Below are 18,376 nucleotides of genomic sequence, written 5' to 3'. Positions count from 1 at the left end.
CGCTCACCGAGGACACCAGCCTGTCAAGCCGCCTGCCCGGCAGGCTCCCGTGGTTTAACCGCAGCTTCGGGTTCAAGCGCACGACGGTGCGTAACGAGCACCCCGGTCTCGGAGAGCCGCTGCAATTCCGCCTCGCTCACACCCAGCTCGCGAAACACCTCTCTGTTGTGTTCGCCCTGGAAAGCCGGAGTGCCGATCGGCGTCAGTTGATCGCTGGAAAAGCGCCAAGGGCGGCCCGGCAGCTTGTATTCTCCGCCACTGCGATCCGGAACGAGCTGCACCGCACCCCAGTAGTCGCTCCAATCCGACTTCGTCAGCTCCTTGATCGAGCGGATTTCGCCCATCGCGATCTTGGCCTCGTCGAACTGTGCGTCGAGCGTCGCCATGTCCGGGAATGTCAGCATCCAGGATTGGATGATCTGGTGCAACGCGCCGAAATTCAGCCGCCGGGCCGTGGCGGTCGAAAACCGCGGATCGTCCATCAAATCGACGCGCCGCATCGCCCGCAGCCAGGACGGAAACGTCCGGCTGCCGATAATGCTGGTGGCGACGGTGAAATGCTCCCCTTGCGGACCTGTAAAGAAAGAGCAATCGGTGGCGCCGAGCACGGCAGGCTCTGCACCGATGTCCTCATCCGACAGATCGACATGCGCGCGTTCATTGACCGCAAGCAAGGTCGCTGCCATCGCCACGTCAATATACTGGCCCTGGCCGGTCGCCTGCCGACTGTGGAGCGCTGCGAGGATGGCGATCACCGCCTGCAATCCAGCATAGACGTCGGCATGCGACAGACTGTCGGTGCGCGGCTCTGTCAAGGCCTCACCATAGTGCCGAACGCTGTTCTCGGTAAAGCCGGCCTCGGCCTGCACCGTCGGAGCATAAGCCATCCGGCTGCGCCAGGGGCCACCTTGGCCGTAACCGGTGATAGACGCGTAGACCAACCGCGGATTTCGTTTCGACAGGGTCGCATAGTCAAGGCCGAAGAAGCCAAGCGTTCCCGCACGAAAATTTTCCACCACGATATCGGCGCTATCGCAGAGCTTTAGCGCCAGATCATAGGCGCCGGGTGCGTTCAGATTGATGCTGACGTTGCGTTTACCTGCGTTCTGCTGCGCATAATACCCAGACATTCCGTCGGTGGATGGAAATGCAAACCGCGATACGTCCGGGCTTGGCGGTTCGATCTTGATGACCTCGGCGCCGAGATCCTGCAACGTCCGCGCGCACAGTGGACCGGCGAGCACGCGGGAGAAATCTACGACACGGATTCCGTTGAGAGGTCCGCTCATGTTAGCGCCCCGCGAATTTGGCGAGACCGGGACCGTTCTTGCGGAACGAGGCAAGGCCGGCCTTCAGATCTTCCGACGCCCAGATCGGCGCCTGTACCCTTGCCATCGCCTCGTCGGCGGCGGCCACCCCGTCATTAACGGCGATGTAGGCCAATTCCTTGGTCGCGGCATGCGCAAGCGTCGGGCCTTGCGCGAATTCCTCGGCGATCGCCATGGTCGCCTTCTCCAGCGATTCCTCCGGAACCGTGAGATTGATCAGGCCCCATTTTTCCAGCGTCGGCGCATCATAGCGACGCGCCAGCATCGACATCTCCTTGGCCCGCAGCGCGCCGATGCGCTGCACCTGACGCTGGATGCCGCCGAGCAGCGGATGCAGCCCAAGCGTCGCCTCGACCGAGCCGATCTTGGCCGACGATGCTGCAATGATGTAGTCGCACGACAAAGCTAGTTCGAGACCGCCGCCAAGGCAAACGCCATGGATACTCGCGACCAACGGGATCGGCAGCAACTCCATGAAGCGGAGAAACTCGACGCCGTTCAGACGGCGGTTTTCACCGCCGGTATCGCCGCTGCCCTGCTCCACGCGCTTGTCGAAAATATCGAGATCGGCGCCGGCGGAAAAATGCCGCAGCCCGCTGCGAAGGACGATCGCCCGGCTACCGGCCTTCTGCGCCTCTTCGATCTGTCCGACGATGGCATTGATGAGCTTCGGCCCCAGCAAATTGTAGGGCCGATAAACCATGGTCAACACGGAGATATTGCCGCGCTGCTCGCGCGTAACCAAAGCATCCTCGGACACCACGCACCTCCCTGTTCGACGCGACGCGTCGGTCTGTTCGTTGATCGTCAGCCTACACCATGACTTTCATTTTGCAAGTCATGGTAATCGCGATTCGGCAAATTAGATGATTATCGTCATTTCATAAGCAAAAGCCGCGGCTTGCTTCTCCCGCAAGCTGGATTCCCGGCATCCTATTTTGGAAAATGCGTCAATCGCCAATGGATCAGTTCATCGGCGCCCGGCCCTGCTTGCGGCTGCAGGTCCCTCGCCTTGACGCGCTCCCCGGTCTCGTCGTCGACCATCGCGAGCTTCACCGCGTGGCCTGTTTTCCGATCGACGAATTTGAGCGGAGGCCCGGCCTTGCCGGAAATTGCCCACTTGTCACCGACCTGCAGCAGCGCCTGCGTCACCAGGATCAGATCCCGGCCCCTCACCGTCAGAACATATTCGTATCGTTCGGGATTGGTCTGGTAGCGGCGACGCTCGACCAGTCCATGATCCTCGAGGTGTTTCAGCCGGTCGGACAAGGTCGCATTGGTCACGCCCGTCGAGTAGCGCAAATCCTCGTACCGCTTCAGCCCGAGCGACAGGTCGCGCAGGATAAGCACCGCCCAGCGGTCGCCGATCGCCTCCAGCACGCCGGCGATCGAGCACGCCATTCCGTCAAAGCTCTTGGACTTCATAAAACGCTTGCCTCCTAGTACCTCTTATCATTAGAGTTACTATCTGTCGAGCGACATATCCGCTGTGACTGACATCACCGCGGCATGACTGAACCAGCAATTTCGAACAACGGGACCATCTGCATGAGCGAGCTTCGCGACCTTGTCATCGATGCCCATGGCGGCATCGCGCGCTGGAATAAAGTGAAAACCATCGAAGGCGACATGTCCATCACCGGCGGCCTTTGGGCGCGGAAGGGATGGCCTGATGTTCTCAAGAACGTCCACGTCACCGTCGCCACCGGCAATCAATGGATCAGCTACCGGCCGTTCATCAGCGAGACCATGCGCAGTTCGTGCAAGCCCGAGCATACCGTCATCGAAACGCTCGACGGAAAGCCGGTTAAGGATCGCAGCAATCCCCGCACCGCCTTTGACGGTCATACCGTCGAAACGCCGTGGGACGATCTGAACCTCGCCTATTTCAGCGGCTATGCGATGTGGAATTACCTCACGACGCCCTTCATCTTCGCGCTGCCCGGCTTCCAGACCGAGGAGATTGAGCCCTGGGACGAGAACGGCGAAAAGCGGCGGCGGCTCAAGGTTACGTTTCCGGATCACATTGCAACGCACTGCGCCGAGCAGGTCTTCCATATCAACGGCGAAGGCCTGATTTGCCGCATGGACTACAGCGCGCCCGTCGCCGGCGGCGCACCGACGGCGCATTATCTGTCCGACCACCAGGATTTCGACGGGTTCAAGGTCGCCACCAAGCGGCAGGCGCTGCGCAGGAAGACCGACGGCACCGCCCTTCCCGATCCGGTTTTCGTCGCCATCGATATCGCCAGGCTCAACTTCGCATGACTGTTGCCCAGCTCGGAGGAAAGCATGACTGATACCGATGAGAAGCGTCATATTGTGACGATCGACGTCAACGGTGCGCGCCATACCGCCTCCGTGGAGGCGCGCAAGCTGCTGGTTCATCTGCTGCGAGACGATTTTGGCCTCACCGGCACCCATGTCGGCTGCGACACCTCGCAGTGCGGCGCCTGCACTGTCGCCATTGATGGACAGGCGGTCAAATCCTGTACGGTTCTCGCCGTGATGGCCGACGGCGCGTCGATCCTGACGATCGAGGGGCTCGCGCCCGCCGGTGGCGCGTTGCATCCGATACAGGCGGCCTTCCATGAGCACCACGCCCTGCAATGCGGCTTCTGCACACCGGGCATGATCATGGCTGCCCGGCAGTTGCTCGCGCAAAACCCTGACCCTACCGAGAGCGAGGTCCGCCATGGCCTCACCGGCAATATCTGCCGCTGCACCGGCTACACCAACATCGTCCGCGCAGTTCAATCCCTCGCCTCGGAGGCGCATCGCCATGACTGAAGCAACCGCGATCAAATATGTCGGCCAGCCGCTGCGGCGCCGTGAAGATTTCAAGTTCGTCACCGGCAAGGGTCGCTATACCGACGACATCAAGGCGCCGGGCATGCTGCATATGGCAGTGCTGCGGTCGCCTCACGCGCATGCCATCATCAAGCAAGTCGATCTCTCGGTGGCACAGACGGCGCCAGGCGTCCGTTTGGCTTTGTCGGGCGCCGACCTCGCGGGCAAGATCGGCGCGATCGTTCCCAACTGGATCATACCGGGGACCAAGGTGCCGGACAGACCAGTCGTCGCCATCGACCGCGTTCGTTTCGTTGGCGAATGCGTCGCACTGGTGATCGCCGAAACCCAGGCCTTGGCGCATGACGCCGTCGGACTGATCGACGTCGATTACGAAACCCTTCCTGCCGTGGTCGACGAGGAAGCCGCGATCCGCGACGGTGCCCCGCAACTGCACGACAACGTGCCCAACAATATCACCACAGTCTACAAGATTGGTGGTGGCGACTACAAGAAGGCCGCGCGGGAGGCCGATCAGGTCATCCATCTTCGCGTTGCCAACAATCGCCTGATCCCGACCTGCATGGAGACGCGCTCCATTCTGGCCGAGCCAGACATCAACGGCACCCTGACGATTTACCTGCAGAGCCAGGTGCCGCACATGCATCGGCGGTGGATCGCGGATGCGGTCGGCATTTCCGAACATCAGTTGAGGATCGTAGCGCCGGACATTGGCGGCGGGTTCGGCGCGAAGATGCATCTCTACCCCGAAGAATTGCTCTGCCCGTATCTGGCGCGCCACCTCGGTGTTCCCGTCAAGTGGTGGGAATCGCGCTCCGAAAGCCATCAATCCACCAACCATGGCCGAGCCCATACCGAGACGATCGAGATCGCGATCCGCAACGACGGCAGGATACTCGGCCTGAAAGTCGATACGCTGGGAAATGTCGGTGCCTATTTGTCGAATATGGCCAGCGGCGGCCCGACCGTGAACACGATCAATTTCGGCACCGGGGCGTACAAGATCGACCACTACGAAGCGCGCTCCAGGGTGATCGTGACGAATACCGTACCGGTTGACGCCTATCGCGGCTACGGCAGGCCCGAGGGTGCCTACATCGCCGAGCGGGCGATCGACGCGGTCGCACGGCACCTCGACATCGATCAGGTTGAGGTACGCCGACGGAATTTCATTCAGCGCGCCGATTTTCCCTATAAGCCCTACAACGGCCCCGCCGTGATTTACGATAGCGGCAACTATGAGGGCTGCCTGGCAAAGGCGATGGAAGCCTTCGACTATGCGGCACGCAGCCGCGAACGCGATCAGCTGCGCGCCAAGGGCCGCTATCGCGGCATCGGTGTAGCTGCGTATACTCATATGTGCGGCATGGCTCCGTCACGCCGGCTGGCGCTGATGGGCTTCAACCGCGGCGGCTGGGAAAGCGCGCGGGTCAGCGTGGACTCGAGCGGCCGGGTCGTCATTTTTTCCGGATCCATGAGTCAGGGCCACGGCCATGTCACGTCGCTGGCGCAGGTTGCCGCCGACGTCCTGCAGGTTCCGATCGAACATATCGATGTGGTGCAGGGCGACACCCGACAGGTCCAGGCCGGCCACGGCACCTTCAACTCCCGCTCCATGGCGGTGGGGGGATCCGGCGTTCACGTCTCCTCCACCCGTATTGTCGCAAAGGCGAAGAAAATCGCGGCAAGCATGCTCGAAGTGGACGAAGGCGATGTCTCATATCGGGCGGGCAAGTTCAGCGTCCCGGGGACCGACATTGCGCCTTTGGAATTCGGCACGGTGGCACGCATGGCCTATGTCGGTCACAAGCTTCCGGACGGGATGGAGCCGGGTCTCGACGAGACGGTATTTTACGATCCCAAGGGCATGGGCGCGCCTTCGGGGATCCACATGGCCTATGTCGACGTCGACCCAGAGACAGGCATCGTGGATATTCTCGATTATGTCGCCGTGGACGACGCCGGCACGATCATTAATCCGCTGCTTGCCGCCGGCCAGATCCATGGCGGCGTCGTGCAGGGCATCGCGCAAGCGCTCTATGAAGAAGTCAGCTACGACGGCGATACCGGGCAATTGATGACTGGCTCGCTGCTCGACTACGCGGTGCCGCGCGCCGAACATGTCCCGAGCATACGGTCGCTGTTTCAGGAGACGCCCTCCCCCACCAATCCCATCGGCGTAAAGGGTATCGGCGAAAGCGGATCGATCGCAGCGCCGCCATGCATGGTTCACGCCGTACTCGATGCGCTTTCGCCGTTCGGGATAAAGCATCTCGACATGCCGATGACGCCGCCGCGCGTCTGGTCGTCGATCCAGAAGGCACGCGCCGGAGCAGACCGATGATCCCGGCCTCATTCGACTATGTCCGCGCAACGTCCCTCACCCACGCCATCGGCCTGCTGCAAGACGACCCCGACGGCAACAAGCTCGTGGCCGGCGGCCATACGCTGATCCCGACGTTGAAATTGCGGTTGGCATCGCCCGCGCTGCTGATCGATATCAGCGGCATCGATGAGTTAAAGGGGATCGAAGTTGCCGACCGTATCAGGATCGGCGCCCTGACCACGCATGCCGAACTGCTGGCTTCAAAACCTCTGCGAGAGGTGCTGCCGATCTTCCATCAAGCCGCCGACATGATCGCCGACCCGCAAGTGCGCAATCGCGGCACCATTGGCGGCTCACTGGCAAACGCCGACCCTGCGGCCGACTGGCCGGCGGTCGTTGTAGCACTGAAGGGAGAACTGGAGATCGCTGGACCGACCGGCCGCAGGCATGTTGCGGCAAAGGACTTCTTCGTCGGTATCATGACAACCGCACTAGGTCCTGACGAAGTGCTCGTGGCCATCCACATCCCCTACCCCAACCCCGGCGTGCAGTTCCGATATCGCAAGATCCGCCATCCGGCGAGCGGCTACGCCGTGGTCGGTGTTGCTGTCGCGCTACGTCTGCAAGACGGGGTGGTTTCGGACGCCACGATCAGCATCACCGGCGCGACCGGCCGGGCCTACGCGGCGGATTCCGCAAGCGCACACCTGAACGGCAAACCACTATCGAGCCAAAATATCGCAAGCGCCGCCTTGCTCGCCAGCGAGCAGGCCGAGTGCCTGTCGGATGGCTACGCGTCGGCGGATTATCGCAAGCATCTGGTCAAGACCGAGATCATCAGGGCGTTGACGTCACTGGCTGATGCCTAATCGGCAAGCGCATTTTCCAGCTCGGCGAACGATCGCAATTATCCCGCGACCTTCGAAAAGTCGGGCTTGCGGCGCTCGGCAAACGCCGCGAATGCCTCACGGGCTTCGCCGGTCTGCAGGCGCTCGCGAAACAACGCGCCTTCCCGGCTGATTTGAGCCGAGATCCTGCCCATGTCGCGCATCAACGTCTTGGTCTGGTTAGGTGCAGGGATCATGATGGGTCTGATACAGCCCACGGCGGGTGAGGTTCGCCTTCAAGGTCGCAGGATCGGCGATACTGCTCGAGCAGGGCGATTGCGTTTATTTGGACAGCACCATGGGCCATCTTTGCCTTGCCTACGGCGTCGAGGACGCGGAGGTGTTCTGGGTGTGCTCCAGTTCCGACGCGATTAGTGTCGTTGAGAACCAGAGCGGCCTCGCTGCCGCCAGCATGAACGACAAGCCCGGAGCCAGTTCTCGCCAAGCACCCGCGCGACCGCCAGCTCGGAAGAACCGTGCTCGTGCATGAGTGAGAGACCAGTTCGTGCACCTGTTCGGGCTATAGCTGTAGTCTAATACGCTTCGTGCGGCGCGGCAGCTAAGTGCAGCCCCTACAAAAACTCGATGCGGCAAAAACGAACGGGGACTCGTCCGGCCAGACGGCTGCACGCACGGATCATGCGATAGCCATAAGAGAAGCGTTCCCGCCCGATGCAGCGGTGTTCGTCGATACGGACACCTCATGAACCAGCCAGTCGAGGCGGTAGTCATCCGCACCCTCGCCGTCCACAGACCTGCTTTGCACCGGGACCAATGGGCCCGGTCGAGATGCGATCTGCTTCATCGTGTGCATCAGCGAAGGTCGATCAGACTCAACAAGAACGGCCGCGATGGCCGGCCCTTCCGTGCAGATACGCGAGGCCACGCTGGAGGGCAGCCCATGGAGGTCCTTCAGCCAGCTTGCCTCAACGACGGCCGTATTGCCGGTTGCCAACACGGCCGAAAGCTGCCGCAGCAGGCCGGTCCGCGTGCAAGGCTTGAGTAGAATCGCTCCGCGGCCACAAATTCGATAGGCATTTTCCTCGCCCACCGGGCCGGCCAGTAGCAGCTTTAAGCCAAAGGGGGTTCGTTGCGCGTGATTTGCAGCGATTTCCGAAGTCGCGATCTCGCCGCGATCCAACAGCCAGGCCCGGAAATCGGCGAGCGCAGCATCTTCCGTGCCCTGACCAATGTCGAGCGACCGACCGTTTACCAACCGACCGAGATAGAGAGGCCCGCCGGCCTTTGGTCCGGTGCCGGACAGCCCGTGGCCACCGAACGGTTGCACGCCAACCACGGCGCCCACCATGTTGCGATTGACGTAAATATTCCCAGCGTCAATGCGACCTGTAACAGCCTCGATCGTCTCGTCCAATCGCGTATGGAGTCCGAAAGTCAGAGCGTAGCCGGTCGCGTTGATCTGATCGAGCAGAGTATCAAGATCGTCACGGCGATAGCGTAGAATATGCAGGACCGGACCGAAGACTTCGCGCTCCAGAACATCAAGCCCCTTGATTTCAATAATCGTCGGCGGAACAAATGTCCCGTTGCCTGCCTCTGAAGCAACGGTCGCCCGCTCGATACGGCAGCCAAGCGCTCGCATGCGCTCTACGTGACGCTCGATCGTGTCGCGTGCCTCTGCACTGATGATCGGACCTACGTCGGCACTCAAGCGATTGGTAGGCCGGATCGAGAGCTCCGCCACGGCCCCCATCAACATCTCGAGCGTTCGCTCAGCAACCTCCTCCTGAACGCACAGGATACGCAGCGCAGAGCATCGCTGACCGGCGTTATCGAACGCCGAAGCAAGGACGTCCACCACCACCTGCTCGGTCAGCGCGGAGGAGTCGACAATCATTACGTTCTGGCCCCCCGTCTCGGCGATGAGCGGGATCGGCGCACCATCCTTTGACAAGCGACCAGCGAGCGTCAGCTGGATTATGCGAGCCACCTCAGTGGATCCTGTAAATATTACAGCGGCGATCTCGGACGCAGCGACCAGCGCTGCACCTATCGTGCCATCCCCAGGTACCAATTGCAGGGCATCCGGGTGCACGCCTGCCTCATGGAGGATGGCCACAGCCTGAGCAGCAATAAGTGGTGTCTCCTCCGCCGGCTTCGCGATGACTGGGTTACCCGCCATTAGCGCAGCGGCAACCTGCCCCGTGAAGATTGCGAGCGGGAAATTCCAGGGACTAATAGCAGCTACCGGCCCCACCGGGCGATGCTGACTTGTATTCAGAGTGACGCGCCCCTGCCCCGCATAGTAGCGCAGGAAATCGACCGCCTCCCGCACCTCGCCAACGGCATTGGCCAGAGACTTACCTGCCTCGCGCATGATGAGGCCGAGCAGTTCTTCCATTCGGCTTTCGAGGAGGTCCGCAGCCCGGCCTAGCACGTCGGCACGCTCGGCAACCGGCACACCTGACCAGCGGGACTTGACGGCCCGGGCGACTGCCGCTTCCGCATCCGCTTCCGAGGCCTCGAACACGATCCCGACCTCGTCACGGTGATCGGCAGGATTAAGGATGATGCGGGATTGTCCCGTAGCTGAACCGGCAATCCATTTTCGCGTAGCACTGTGCGCCAGCACCTTCGACACCGCCGCCAGAGTAGCCTCATCGGTAAGGTCCAGTCCGCGAGAGTTTTTACGGCCGGGATAGAGGCGCTCCGGCAAGGCAATCGCATCGTGCATCGCCCCAATAATCGGCATCGAACTCGCGACCTTGACCGGATCCGCAATGAGCTGATCGACCGAAATCGCGGGATCTGCAACCTGATTCACAAACGAAGAATTTGCGCCATTTTCCAGCAATCGCCGAACGAGATAAGCAAGCAGCGTCGCGTGCGTACCGACAGGTGCATAAATTCGGCAAGGTCGGGCCAAGGCATTGTCTGGTACGACGGCTGAATAAAGCGGCTCGCCCATGCCATGCAGGCACTGGAATTCATAGTCGCCGGCAGCGTAGCCTTGACCCGCCATGTGATAGAGAGTTGCCACCGTCTGCGCGTTGTGAGTTGCGAACTGAGGATAGACATGTTCGCGGGCAGCCAGCAGCTTGCGCGCACAAGCGATATACGCAACGTCAGTGTGGATCTTTCTGGTGTACACCGGGAAATCAGCCAACCCCTCGACCTGGGCACGCTTGATTTCAGCATCCCAATATGCCCCTTTGACGAGACGCACCATGATGCGTCGCCCCGCACGTCGCGCCAGATCGACAATCCAATCAATCACAAAGGGGCAGCGCTTGCCGTAGGCCTGGACCACAAAGCCCAATCCATCCCAATCGCGAAGTTCGGGATCGAGTGCCAGCGCTTCCAGCAGGTCCAGCGACAGCTCCAGCCGATCGGCCTCCTCTGCATCGATATTCAGCCCGATGCCGTAAGACCTTGCGAGCACGGTCAATTGACGGACGCGCGGCAGCAACTCTTTCATGACGCGCTGGGCCTGCGATCGTACGTAGCGAGGATGCAGCGCCGACAGCTTGATCGAGATTCCGGGACTCGCTAAGACGCTGCGGCCGGCTGCCGCCTTGCCGATGGCATGAATCGCCCGCTCATAGTCGTAGAAGTAGCGATCCGCGTCAGCCGATGTCATCGCCGCCTCGCCGAGCATGTCGTACGAATAGGTGAATCCTTCCAGCTCCCGCTGCCGGGCGTTCGCCAGCGCCTCGTCTATGGTTTGCCCAAGGACGAACTGCTCGCCCATTGTTCGCATCGCGATTTCCACGCTCTTGCGGATCACGGGCTCGCCGCAGCGCTGCACGACCCGCGTCAGGGCGCCGGCCAGGCTGTTCGGCTCAACCGGACTGGTCAATTTTCCCGTCACAACCAGTCCCCAGACGGCAGCATTGACGAACAATGAGCGCTCGCCACCGATATGAGCTTTCCAGTTGCCCGGTGCGACTTTGTCGCGAATTATCGCGTCGCGCGTGTCGGCGTCAGGAATCCGCAACAGCGCCTCCGCGAGACACATCAGCGCGACTCCCTCTCGGCTTGAGAGGGAAAATTCATGAACCAAAGCGGCCACGCCTCGGGGCTGAGACGTCGACCGAAGCGCCTCGATCAGGGAGCGCGCCGTCGCCGCGGCTGCATCGCGAACTTCAGCGGGAAGCGCCGCAGCCTCAATCAGCGGCGGCACGCACTCGATTTCAGGCAAACGATAGGCGCGAGTGATGCGCTGACGAAGCGGCGTCGAAGTCAATGGGGGTGCGAATCCCTCGAATGAGAATGTATTTGCCATCCGCTGTATGTTTCCGCTCAAGAGGATATCGACTTTATTGGTGCAGGCTGCTTCACAGTTGAAGACGGCTTCTCCGGCCTCGTATGTCGGAGCGCTGGTGTTGCGCTCGAAGATGTCAGCCCCAAACGGCCTCGAAAACGCGCAGCCAGTTACCGCCCAAAATTTTCTTCACTTCGTCCTCATGAAAGCCGCGGTTCAGCAGACCGGCCGTTAGGTTCGGCAGCGTGTCTGGCGTTTCGATGCCTTCGGGATAGGTATAAGGAGGTGGCGGATAGGCGGCCGGGCTCCAATAGCCCGTTTTGATCAGAAAATTGAACATGGCCTGTGCATGCTCAAGCGACATGATGCGGTCCTGACCAGGGAAGTAGTCGATTCCCAATCCGACGTGACCAATACCCACGAGGTCGGCGATATACGAAATATGGTCAATCAGGTCGCTTAGGCTTGGCTTGGGCTTGCTGGAAACAAAGGCCGGATAGCCCGCAATGCCTATTACGCCGCCGGTTGCTGCGGCTGCCTTGATCTGGTCGTCCTTGATGTTCCGCGGGGAAGGATGAACGGCATAGGAATTAGCATGTGAAAAGATAACCGGCGCTTTGGAGGCTTCTATCGCCTCCATGGTGGTGCGATAGCCGGTATGGGAGCAGTCAACAACGACGCGCGCTTGGTTCATCCTGGCGATGGCATCCCGACCGAAGCGGGTTAGACCTTCATCTGTCTCCACCTCGCATCCATCGCCCAGCCGAGTCCTCTCATTATAGGTGAGTTGGATCACGCCGACGCCAAGCGCCTTGTAGGCGTCGATCAAATCGACATCGGTCTCGATTGCGTCGGCCCCCTGGAAGGCAAGCAAAATGCCAAGGCGCCTCGTTTCCTTTGCCTTCCTAATATCAGCCGCGGTGCGGATCTGAAGCAGGTCCGGGCGCGATTGGAGCAGGCGCTGCCAGAATCCCAACTTCTTGAGCGCTGAAAATGCAGTGTCCTTGCCGAGGGCCACAGTCGGGCTCACGACCGTTACGCCGCCGTTGCGGTAGAGTTCGAGATGTTGCCCTTCGCTGGCGAGCGGACAAACCGAGTCGATGACGATGGCAGATTCGTGGACACGGTGACTGTCTGTCATAAGTCCTCCTGGGATAGCCGGCCGATTCAAAAATACGATCGAGTCGAAACCGATGCAGATCGACGACAACAGACCGGTCTCCGAGCAGTCGGTCAGAGAGTGCGTTGGCCCTCTGCTATTTATCTAACACTCAGAAGGCATATCGCCTTTATTATTGAGATCGGTAGCGCTATTGGGCTAAGTTACTGCGAGATAGAAGTGTAAAAGGCTACAAATATGCCAATAGCTAGTGAATTGGATGACTTCGACCGCCGCATCGTCGCTTGCCTACTGGAAGACGGCCGGATGACGGTGACAGAACTTGCGACGCGGATTGGCCTTTCGAAGACGCCGGCTCAAATGCGATTGCGGCGCTTAATCGATACTGGCGTCATCAAAGGTTTCCGCGCGGTCGTCGATCCCGTGCGACTGGGGCGAGAGCACGTAGCTTTCACCGAAGTCAAGCTGACCGACACCCGTGAGAAGGCGCTGAGCGCGTTTAACGCCGCTGTGCGCAAGGTACCGGAGATCGAGGAGTGCTACATGATTGCGAGCAGCTTCGACTATCTGCTCAAGGTTCGGACCAGCGATATCCAGGACTATCGCCGCGTCCTTGGCGAGCGCATCTCAGCCCTGCCCTACGTGGCGAGCACTTCTACCTACGTAGCCATGGAGACGGTGCGCGACGACGCTCATTGACGTGTCGCCACGATGACACTTCTCCTGAGCATCCGAGGCGCCAATCGAAGGCCTTCCGTCCCCGGATGGGCGGCGAGCTCCCGGAATTTTTGGTCATCCCCACGGCGAAGTATCGCCGTGTATCCCGCAGCTCAAACGTGCCAGTTCCGGACGCGCGCACCGGAGCAAACAGCATCTCTATCGATCACCTCGTCGGCACGGGCGAGCAGCGCGGGCGGAATGTCAACGCCGAGCGCCTTGGCTGTCTTGAGATTCATGACCAACTCAGACCTGGTTGGCTGCTCGATGGGCTTCGCGTGCGGCTGCGGCCTGGGTTTGATCTTGATCAAGTTCAGCAGCATCGCCCCCACGATCATCACCAGGACGCCGCCACCACTGAGCGCGATCTGCATCGTCAGCCCCTCGGAGATGTCGAGCAGCGCCAGGTGGCTGGCGAGCGCCAGCAGAACACCGAGGCAGTAGATCGGCAGCGAGTTTTGGCCACAGAGAATGGCGCCGCGCATCACCGGCGTCGTTAGCCCTCGCCAATTGCGAGGCACGAACCACACCACCAAAACCGCAAGGGCCAAAAAATGCAGCAGTCGCAATGGATCGAGATTCGATTTGTCCAACATGACCTGTGGGACCAGCGCTTCCAGCGGCTTGATGCGCCAGCTCAATGCGATGATGAGGCTGAACACCAGATAGAGAAGAGCAACCACAAGCACGGTGCGTGAGGTCACCCACGGCCGGAATCTCTTGCCCTCGATGATCCACCACGCGCCAAGCACAAACGGCAGCTGCCAGGCCAGCGGATTGAAGTACCAGTGGTTGCTCGGCCATGCCGGGATGGTCCAGCCGAAGACGTGCACCAGTGCGTAAAGCAACAGCGACGCGCCGAGCGTTGCGTTCGGCGCTCGCAGCAGAAACCACAGCAGCGGCGCGAACAAAAGGTGAAAAAGAACGAAGAGCGGCAAGACGTCGGTGTTGACCGGGCGGTATTGCAGGATCACCGCATGCGCGAGCGTCACGCCCGGCTGCTCCAACAGAATGCTCGTATTGCTCTTGTCGGCAAGATAGTTGCTGCCTGCGAGGTGAACCATGATGGCACAGGCGAGCGTGAGCAGCAGAAATGCGACATAAATTTCCCAGCTTCGCCACAGTGTCCGGCTGATCAAGCCGGTCCAGCCTCCGCACCACCAGGCCTTGCCGTAGGCTAGCGCGCAGGTCACACCCGAGACGAACATGAACACTTCCCCGGCGTCGCTGAAGCCGTAGTTTCGCAGCGTCAACCAGCTCCCGATGTTGTTGGGGACATGGTCAAGAAAGATGCACCAGAGCGCGATGCCGCGGCACGCATCAATGCGCAGATCGCGGCCGTCGCCTTCCCGCTCCGGCGGCGCACCTACCAATAGCTTCGGGGTGGCAGTTCGATCATGCATCTGATTCCCCGTCCGGCATGCGAGCACGCTTCAAAAGGGACCGAATTTAACAAAAGCGCAGCCGCCCTGCCGGATCGTAACAGCGCTGCCGTCCAGAGTGGCTTCACGCTAAACCCAGCCACGAAAGCTATGGCGATAACGATCATATGGCCGCGCTTGGTGGAACCTCCGAGCGTATGAGGCTGGCCGTTGACGATCATCGTTCAACGGCACGGCGCGTAAATCAGCCGGAGGTCCACAGTGAGAGGTTCCTAGGTCCTATGATCAAGGTACCGTACAGATCTCGGCATCAATCACCATTGGGCATAACGAAGGAGACTCTGAATCCCACAACTCGCGTGGTCCGTACTCGCCTTTTGGGTGTCCTGCCGTGAGGTCATTACACGGCATTCGGCTCCTCCTTTGAGTGCCTGACGGCGAACCGTTGGTCAGGCCAAGCATTGAGGGCGGTTTCGGGAGCCAGTTTTCCGCCACCTTCTTCCTCGCCAGGGACCCGAAGGTGGGTGTATGATTTTTCAATTAAATCTCCGTGCAACGGGATGACGGAGAGCGCTTATGAAAGTTCTTATTGTCGACGATCATGCATTAATTCGCGACGCCCTGCACGCTGTCCTGAAACAACTGAAGCGAGAAGCCGCCATATTTGAAGCTTCGAACGGCGGTCAGGCAATGCGCATAGTCGAGGAACATCCCGACATCAGCCTCATTTTGCTTGATATCAATTTACCTGATCGAGATGGCTTCTCTGTCCTCCGCGAACTGCGTGACCGCTATGCGACCATTGCCATCATCATTCTCTCGTCCTCGGATGATCAAGATACAGTCAGGCTCGCTTTCAAACTCGGCGCTCTGGGTTTCATCCCGAAAACTACCGAACGTGAGGTCATGCTCAACGCCATTGAGTTAGTGTTCTCCGGCGGTATTTACATTCCCTCGGAGATCCTTGAGGAAACAACGTCTCCACGGCTTACAAACAAGCTGGTGACGCGCGGCTCTCCCAAGGGTCTCGGGTTGACCGATCGGCAGATTGAAGTGCTTGCGCTCCTGATGAAGGGAAAAAGCAACAAGACCATTGCCAAGACCCTCAATGTGGCGGTGCCGACAGTGAAGAACCACATCACGGTCGTTCTCAAGGCGCTCAGCGTAACGAGCCGCACCGAGGCAGTAATAAAGGCAGGAAAAATGGGCTGGGATTTGTCGCCGAAATCCCAGTCATAAAGCCGCCCCGGTGTCTCTCCTATCGTCACGATCCCTAAAGAACTCGTGCATGACAGCGCGGAGCCGCATTGGGTCGACGGGCTTGTGCAGCAAGATGTATCCTCTATCCTTGGCGTCACGTAACGGTTCAGGTGCCGTATCGCCGCTGATGAGAATGGCTGGAATTGATGAGCCAAACGCCGCATTAATTTGTTCAATAGCTCTGATCCCGGTCTTTCCGTTCGCAAGATGATAATCCGAGATTATAAGATCGGGACGTTGTGGGCGCTCTGCAGGGCGGATAAGTGCAGCTTCGTCGGATCCGGCGGTAACGACGGAATATCCCCAATTGCCGAGCAATCCGCCCGTTACCTCCAGCACAATTGGAGTATCGGCAATAACAAGAATTACCTTGCCTTCGACTGCAAAGGCTTCAGGGCCAGGTGAGTTGACAGGCTCGCTGGACGTGACGCATTCATCGGCCATCGGAACCAGGATTGCGAATCGCGAACCTCGGCCCACCGTCGAAGCCACATCGATTTGATGGTTGAGAAGTACGCGAAGCCTGTCGACAATAGCCAAGCCGAGCCCCAGACCGCCATGCCGGTTCCGTTCCGGGGCGGAAAGTTGAAAGAACTCGCCAAATATATTCTGCTTCTGATCCTCGGGAATACCGGGACCGGTATCCCATACTTCAATACGCAACATTTCACCGCGCTGACGACATCCGACGATGATCCCGCCCCGCAATGTATAGCGCACAGCATTGGATACCAGATTGAGCAGTATGCGTTCGAGCAGCATGGCGTCGCTCCGCACCCAGGCGTCACTTCGCCTGACGTGCAGACGCAAGCCTTTTTCGCGCGTTGTCTGATCAAACGCTGTCTCAATTTTTTGCAACAGGCGCGCGATCGGGAATTCAGCAATTTTGGGTGTAAGGATTCCAGCATCGAGCCTGGAAATATCCAGGAGCGAATTGAACATTTCATCCATTTCTTTGCGCGTTGCATCGATCTGCTCGATCGTCTTTGTCCTTTCCCCCGATTTGAGCGGCGTGCGCAGCTGTGCAACGAACAGGCCTAGTGCATGCAGTGGTTGCCGCAAATCATGGCTTGCCATAGCCAAAAAGCGCGATTTTGCTGCATTGGCGAGCTCCAGCTGTTGCGTACGCTCTGCAACCTTCCGTTCGAGCTCGATCTGCGCGCGGCGCAGACGTTCCTCCGCCTTCTTGCGCACCTCGACGTCGGCGCTCAGTAACAAGCTTGGAACGGTAATGCTGATCAAGAACATCAACACCAGCAGGAATGAAACGTTGATATCCGCGGTCGTGAAGGGACCGCCGCCCGTGAACGTCCCCCAAATCGTGATGGCGGCAAGCACCAGCGCAACCGTTGCGGTGTCACGTGGACCGCGGCGCAGCGCCGCCCACAACATTGGCAGGATCGCAAGAAATCCCAGCGGATCCCGGCTCGGCGTTTGCTCGAACAGAGGGCTGAAAGCAATGAGTCCAACAATCGCCGCTGTTACGATAACGCCGACCGTCTCCAAAAATTCATTGAGGTTGAAGGCATGGGAGTGGCTTGACGCCCAAAGCACGATAACGGGGGCAATGACCAGCGCGCCGGTCACATCTCCCAGCCACCATGTGACCCAGGCGTCCGTGAAATTCGCTCGTTCGATGTACCCTGCGGTTGCCAGGCTGGTCAGTCCAATGCTGGCGCTGATCGGTGCCGCAATGACGAAGCAAATCAGAGCAAACTTCGCGACAGAATTTGGCCTCGAGAACGTATGACATCCGTTCGACCATCGATTGATCAGGTAAGCGCCAACAACCGCTTCAAGAGAGTTGCCGGTCGCAATCGCAATTGCGGTGGCAACCGAGCCGGCGGTCGTCGCATTGGCGATCGCCGCCGCCGTGAAAATAGCGGGCCAAGCCCGATATCCCCACAACAGCACCGCGGCCAGTGCGACACCCGTTGGTGGCCAAATTGGCGTTGCACTGGGATGAATAGAGGCGAGAGCAAGTCCGCCTTTTGCCAAGGCGAAATAGATCACTCCAATTGTGACCAGACCCCCGGCATAGCTAATGCCTCGGCGGAACTCTATCTCCGGCGCTAGTGATCGTGGATCGGACATCGTCGACGCCTGGACTAGGCAGTTGGATCGTCCACCATGACTGACCTTTTGATCTCCCTGATAAAGATCAAAGATCGCTACTTTCCCGTTTATCAAACGGTTGATCGCCCACCCCTACGTTCGACCGGTGCGACAATGCAGGACTCTGCAAGATGCACTCAGATCGAATTGATCACCGCAGTCTGCTGACGGACGAAGAGATAGTGCGTGCGATGAGCCTCAGGCA

General features: G+C 59.7%; 13 protein-coding genes and 1 pseudogene. 6 read left to right on the top strand and 8 right to left on the bottom strand.

The features are described from left to right. Window positions 1-23: 23 nt before the first annotated feature. From BLS26_RS31305 to BLS26_RS31295, 3 genes are all read right to left on the bottom strand, one after another. A complete protein-coding gene (locus tag BLS26_RS31305) occupies window positions 24-1,289 on the bottom strand; it encodes a CaiB/BaiF CoA-transferase family protein (protein WP_092516327.1) in 1,266 nt (421 codons plus the stop codon). 1 nt (window position 1,290) lies between these two features. Beyond that, window positions 1,291-2,088, bottom strand: a complete 798-nt coding sequence (locus BLS26_RS31300) for an enoyl-CoA hydratase/isomerase family protein (RefSeq protein ID WP_244541747.1) — start codon at window positions 2,086-2,088, stop codon at window positions 1,291-1,293. Between the two features lie 173 nt (window positions 2,089-2,261). After that, window positions 2,262-2,753 (bottom strand): helix-turn-helix domain-containing protein, encoded by a 492-nt coding sequence (locus BLS26_RS31295; protein ID WP_092516325.1) that lies wholly within the window; start codon window positions 2,751-2,753, stop codon window positions 2,262-2,264. A gap of 123 nt (window positions 2,754-2,876) precedes the next feature. Between BLS26_RS31295 and BLS26_RS31290 the strand changes: the two genes are divergently transcribed. Genes BLS26_RS31290 through BLS26_RS31275 form a run of 4 tightly spaced genes read left to right on the top strand, consistent with a single transcriptional unit; the run spans window position 2,877 to window position 7,334 of the window. Then, complete coding sequence (locus BLS26_RS31290; protein WP_092516324.1) at window positions 2,877-3,596, top strand: hypothetical protein; 720 nt, start codon at window positions 2,877-2,879, stop codon at window positions 3,594-3,596. Window positions 3,597-3,620: 24 nt separating this feature from the next. Further along, on the top strand, window positions 3,621-4,118 hold the full coding sequence (locus BLS26_RS31285) for a (2Fe-2S)-binding protein (RefSeq protein WP_092516323.1): 498 nt from the start codon (window positions 3,621-3,623) through the stop codon (window positions 4,116-4,118). After that, window positions 4,111-6,483: a xanthine dehydrogenase family protein molybdopterin-binding subunit gene (locus tag BLS26_RS31280; RefSeq protein ID WP_092516322.1), complete on the top strand. Its 2,373-nt coding sequence runs from the start codon at window positions 4,111-4,113 to the stop codon at window positions 6,481-6,483. The genes BLS26_RS31285 and BLS26_RS31280 overlap by 8 nt, the downstream gene beginning before the upstream one ends. After that, complete coding sequence (locus BLS26_RS31275; RefSeq protein WP_092516321.1) at window positions 6,480-7,334, top strand: xanthine dehydrogenase family protein subunit M; 855 nt, start codon at window positions 6,480-6,482, stop codon at window positions 7,332-7,334. The genes BLS26_RS31280 and BLS26_RS31275 overlap by 4 nt, the downstream gene beginning before the upstream one ends. Window positions 7,335-7,372: 38 nt before the next feature. On the opposite strand, the pseudogene BLS26_RS31270 reads toward BLS26_RS31275, so the two are convergent. The 3 genes and pseudogenes from BLS26_RS31270 to BLS26_RS31255 all read right to left on the bottom strand — a co-directional run. Continuing rightward, window positions 7,373-7,528, bottom strand: a pseudogene (locus tag BLS26_RS31270) (enoyl-CoA hydratase); the annotation flags it as partial. A 461-nt stretch (window positions 7,529-7,989) separates the two neighbouring features. Then, a complete protein-coding gene (putA, locus tag BLS26_RS31260; protein ID WP_092516319.1) occupies window positions 7,990-11,598 on the bottom strand; it encodes a bifunctional proline dehydrogenase/L-glutamate gamma-semialdehyde dehydrogenase PutA in 3,609 nt (1,202 codons plus the stop codon). A 115-nt stretch (window positions 11,599-11,713) separates the two neighbouring features. Next, window positions 11,714-12,718: a dipeptidase gene (locus tag BLS26_RS31255; protein ID WP_092516318.1), complete on the bottom strand. Its 1,005-nt coding sequence runs from the start codon at window positions 12,716-12,718 to the stop codon at window positions 11,714-11,716. A gap of 216 nt (window positions 12,719-12,934) precedes the next feature. Here BLS26_RS31255 and BLS26_RS31250 point away from each other — a divergent pair, with 216 nt between their 5' ends. Next, a complete protein-coding gene (locus BLS26_RS31250) occupies window positions 12,935-13,396 on the top strand; it encodes an Lrp/AsnC family transcriptional regulator (RefSeq protein WP_092516317.1) in 462 nt (153 codons plus the stop codon). 131 nt (window positions 13,397-13,527) lie between these two features. On the opposite strand, the gene opgC is transcribed toward BLS26_RS31250, so the two are convergent. After that, window positions 13,528-14,817 (bottom strand): OpgC domain-containing protein, encoded by a 1,290-nt coding sequence (opgC, locus tag BLS26_RS31245; RefSeq protein WP_172804736.1) that lies wholly within the window; start codon window positions 14,815-14,817, stop codon window positions 13,528-13,530. A 555-nt stretch (window positions 14,818-15,372) separates the two neighbouring features. Between opgC and BLS26_RS31240 the strand changes: the two genes are divergently transcribed. Then, on the top strand, window positions 15,373-16,035 hold the full coding sequence (locus BLS26_RS31240; protein ID WP_092516316.1) for a response regulator transcription factor: 663 nt from the start codon (window positions 15,373-15,375) through the stop codon (window positions 16,033-16,035). Here BLS26_RS31240 and BLS26_RS31235 read toward each other — a convergent pair. After that, window positions 16,030-18,150: an MASE1 domain-containing protein gene (locus tag BLS26_RS31235; RefSeq protein ID WP_244541746.1), complete on the bottom strand. Its 2,121-nt coding sequence runs from the start codon at window positions 18,148-18,150 to the stop codon at window positions 16,030-16,032. The genes BLS26_RS31240 and BLS26_RS31235 overlap by 6 nt on opposite strands. Window positions 18,151-18,376: the final 226 nt, after the last annotated feature.

It is taken from the genome of Afipia sp. GAS231 (genome assembly GCF_900103365.1).
Lineage (GTDB): Bacteria > Pseudomonadota > Alphaproteobacteria > Rhizobiales > Xanthobacteraceae > Bradyrhizobium.
This window is presented reverse-complemented; position numbering and strand designations above follow the sequence as displayed.

Excerpts from the sequence above, each read along its gene's own strand:
- opgC (WP_172804736.1), bottom strand. The coding sequence starts at position 14,817 with ATGCATGATCGAACTGCCACCCCGAAGCTATTGGTAGGTGCGCCGCCG.
- BLS26_RS31305 (WP_092516327.1), bottom strand. The coding sequence starts at position 1,289 with ATGAGCGGACCTCTCAACGGAATCCGTGTCGTAGATTTCTCCCGCGTG.
- BLS26_RS31250 (WP_092516317.1), top strand. The coding sequence starts at position 12,935 with ATGCCAATAGCTAGTGAATTGGATGACTTCGACCGCCGCATCGTCGCT.
- BLS26_RS31240 (WP_092516316.1), top strand. The coding sequence starts at position 15,373 with ATGAAAGTTCTTATTGTCGACGATCATGCATTAATTCGCGACGCCCTG.
- putA (WP_092516319.1), bottom strand. The coding sequence starts at position 11,598 with ATGGCAAATACATTCTCATTCGAGGGATTCGCACCCCCATTGACTTCG.
- BLS26_RS31285 (WP_092516323.1), top strand. The coding sequence starts at position 3,621 with ATGACTGATACCGATGAGAAGCGTCATATTGTGACGATCGACGTCAAC.
- BLS26_RS31290 (WP_092516324.1), top strand. The coding sequence starts at position 2,877 with ATGAGCGAGCTTCGCGACCTTGTCATCGATGCCCATGGCGGCATCGCG.
- BLS26_RS31295 (WP_092516325.1), bottom strand. The coding sequence starts at position 2,753 with ATGAAGTCCAAGAGCTTTGACGGAATGGCGTGCTCGATCGCCGGCGTG.
- BLS26_RS31275 (WP_092516321.1), top strand. The coding sequence starts at position 6,480 with ATGATCCCGGCCTCATTCGACTATGTCCGCGCAACGTCCCTCACCCAC.
- BLS26_RS31255 (WP_092516318.1), bottom strand. The coding sequence starts at position 12,718 with ATGACAGACAGTCACCGTGTCCACGAATCTGCCATCGTCATCGACTCG.
- BLS26_RS31235 (WP_244541746.1), bottom strand. The coding sequence starts at position 18,150 with ATGTCCGATCCACGATCACTAGCGCCGGAGATAGAGTTCCGCCGAGGC.
- BLS26_RS31280 (WP_092516322.1), top strand. The coding sequence starts at position 4,111 with ATGACTGAAGCAACCGCGATCAAATATGTCGGCCAGCCGCTGCGGCGC.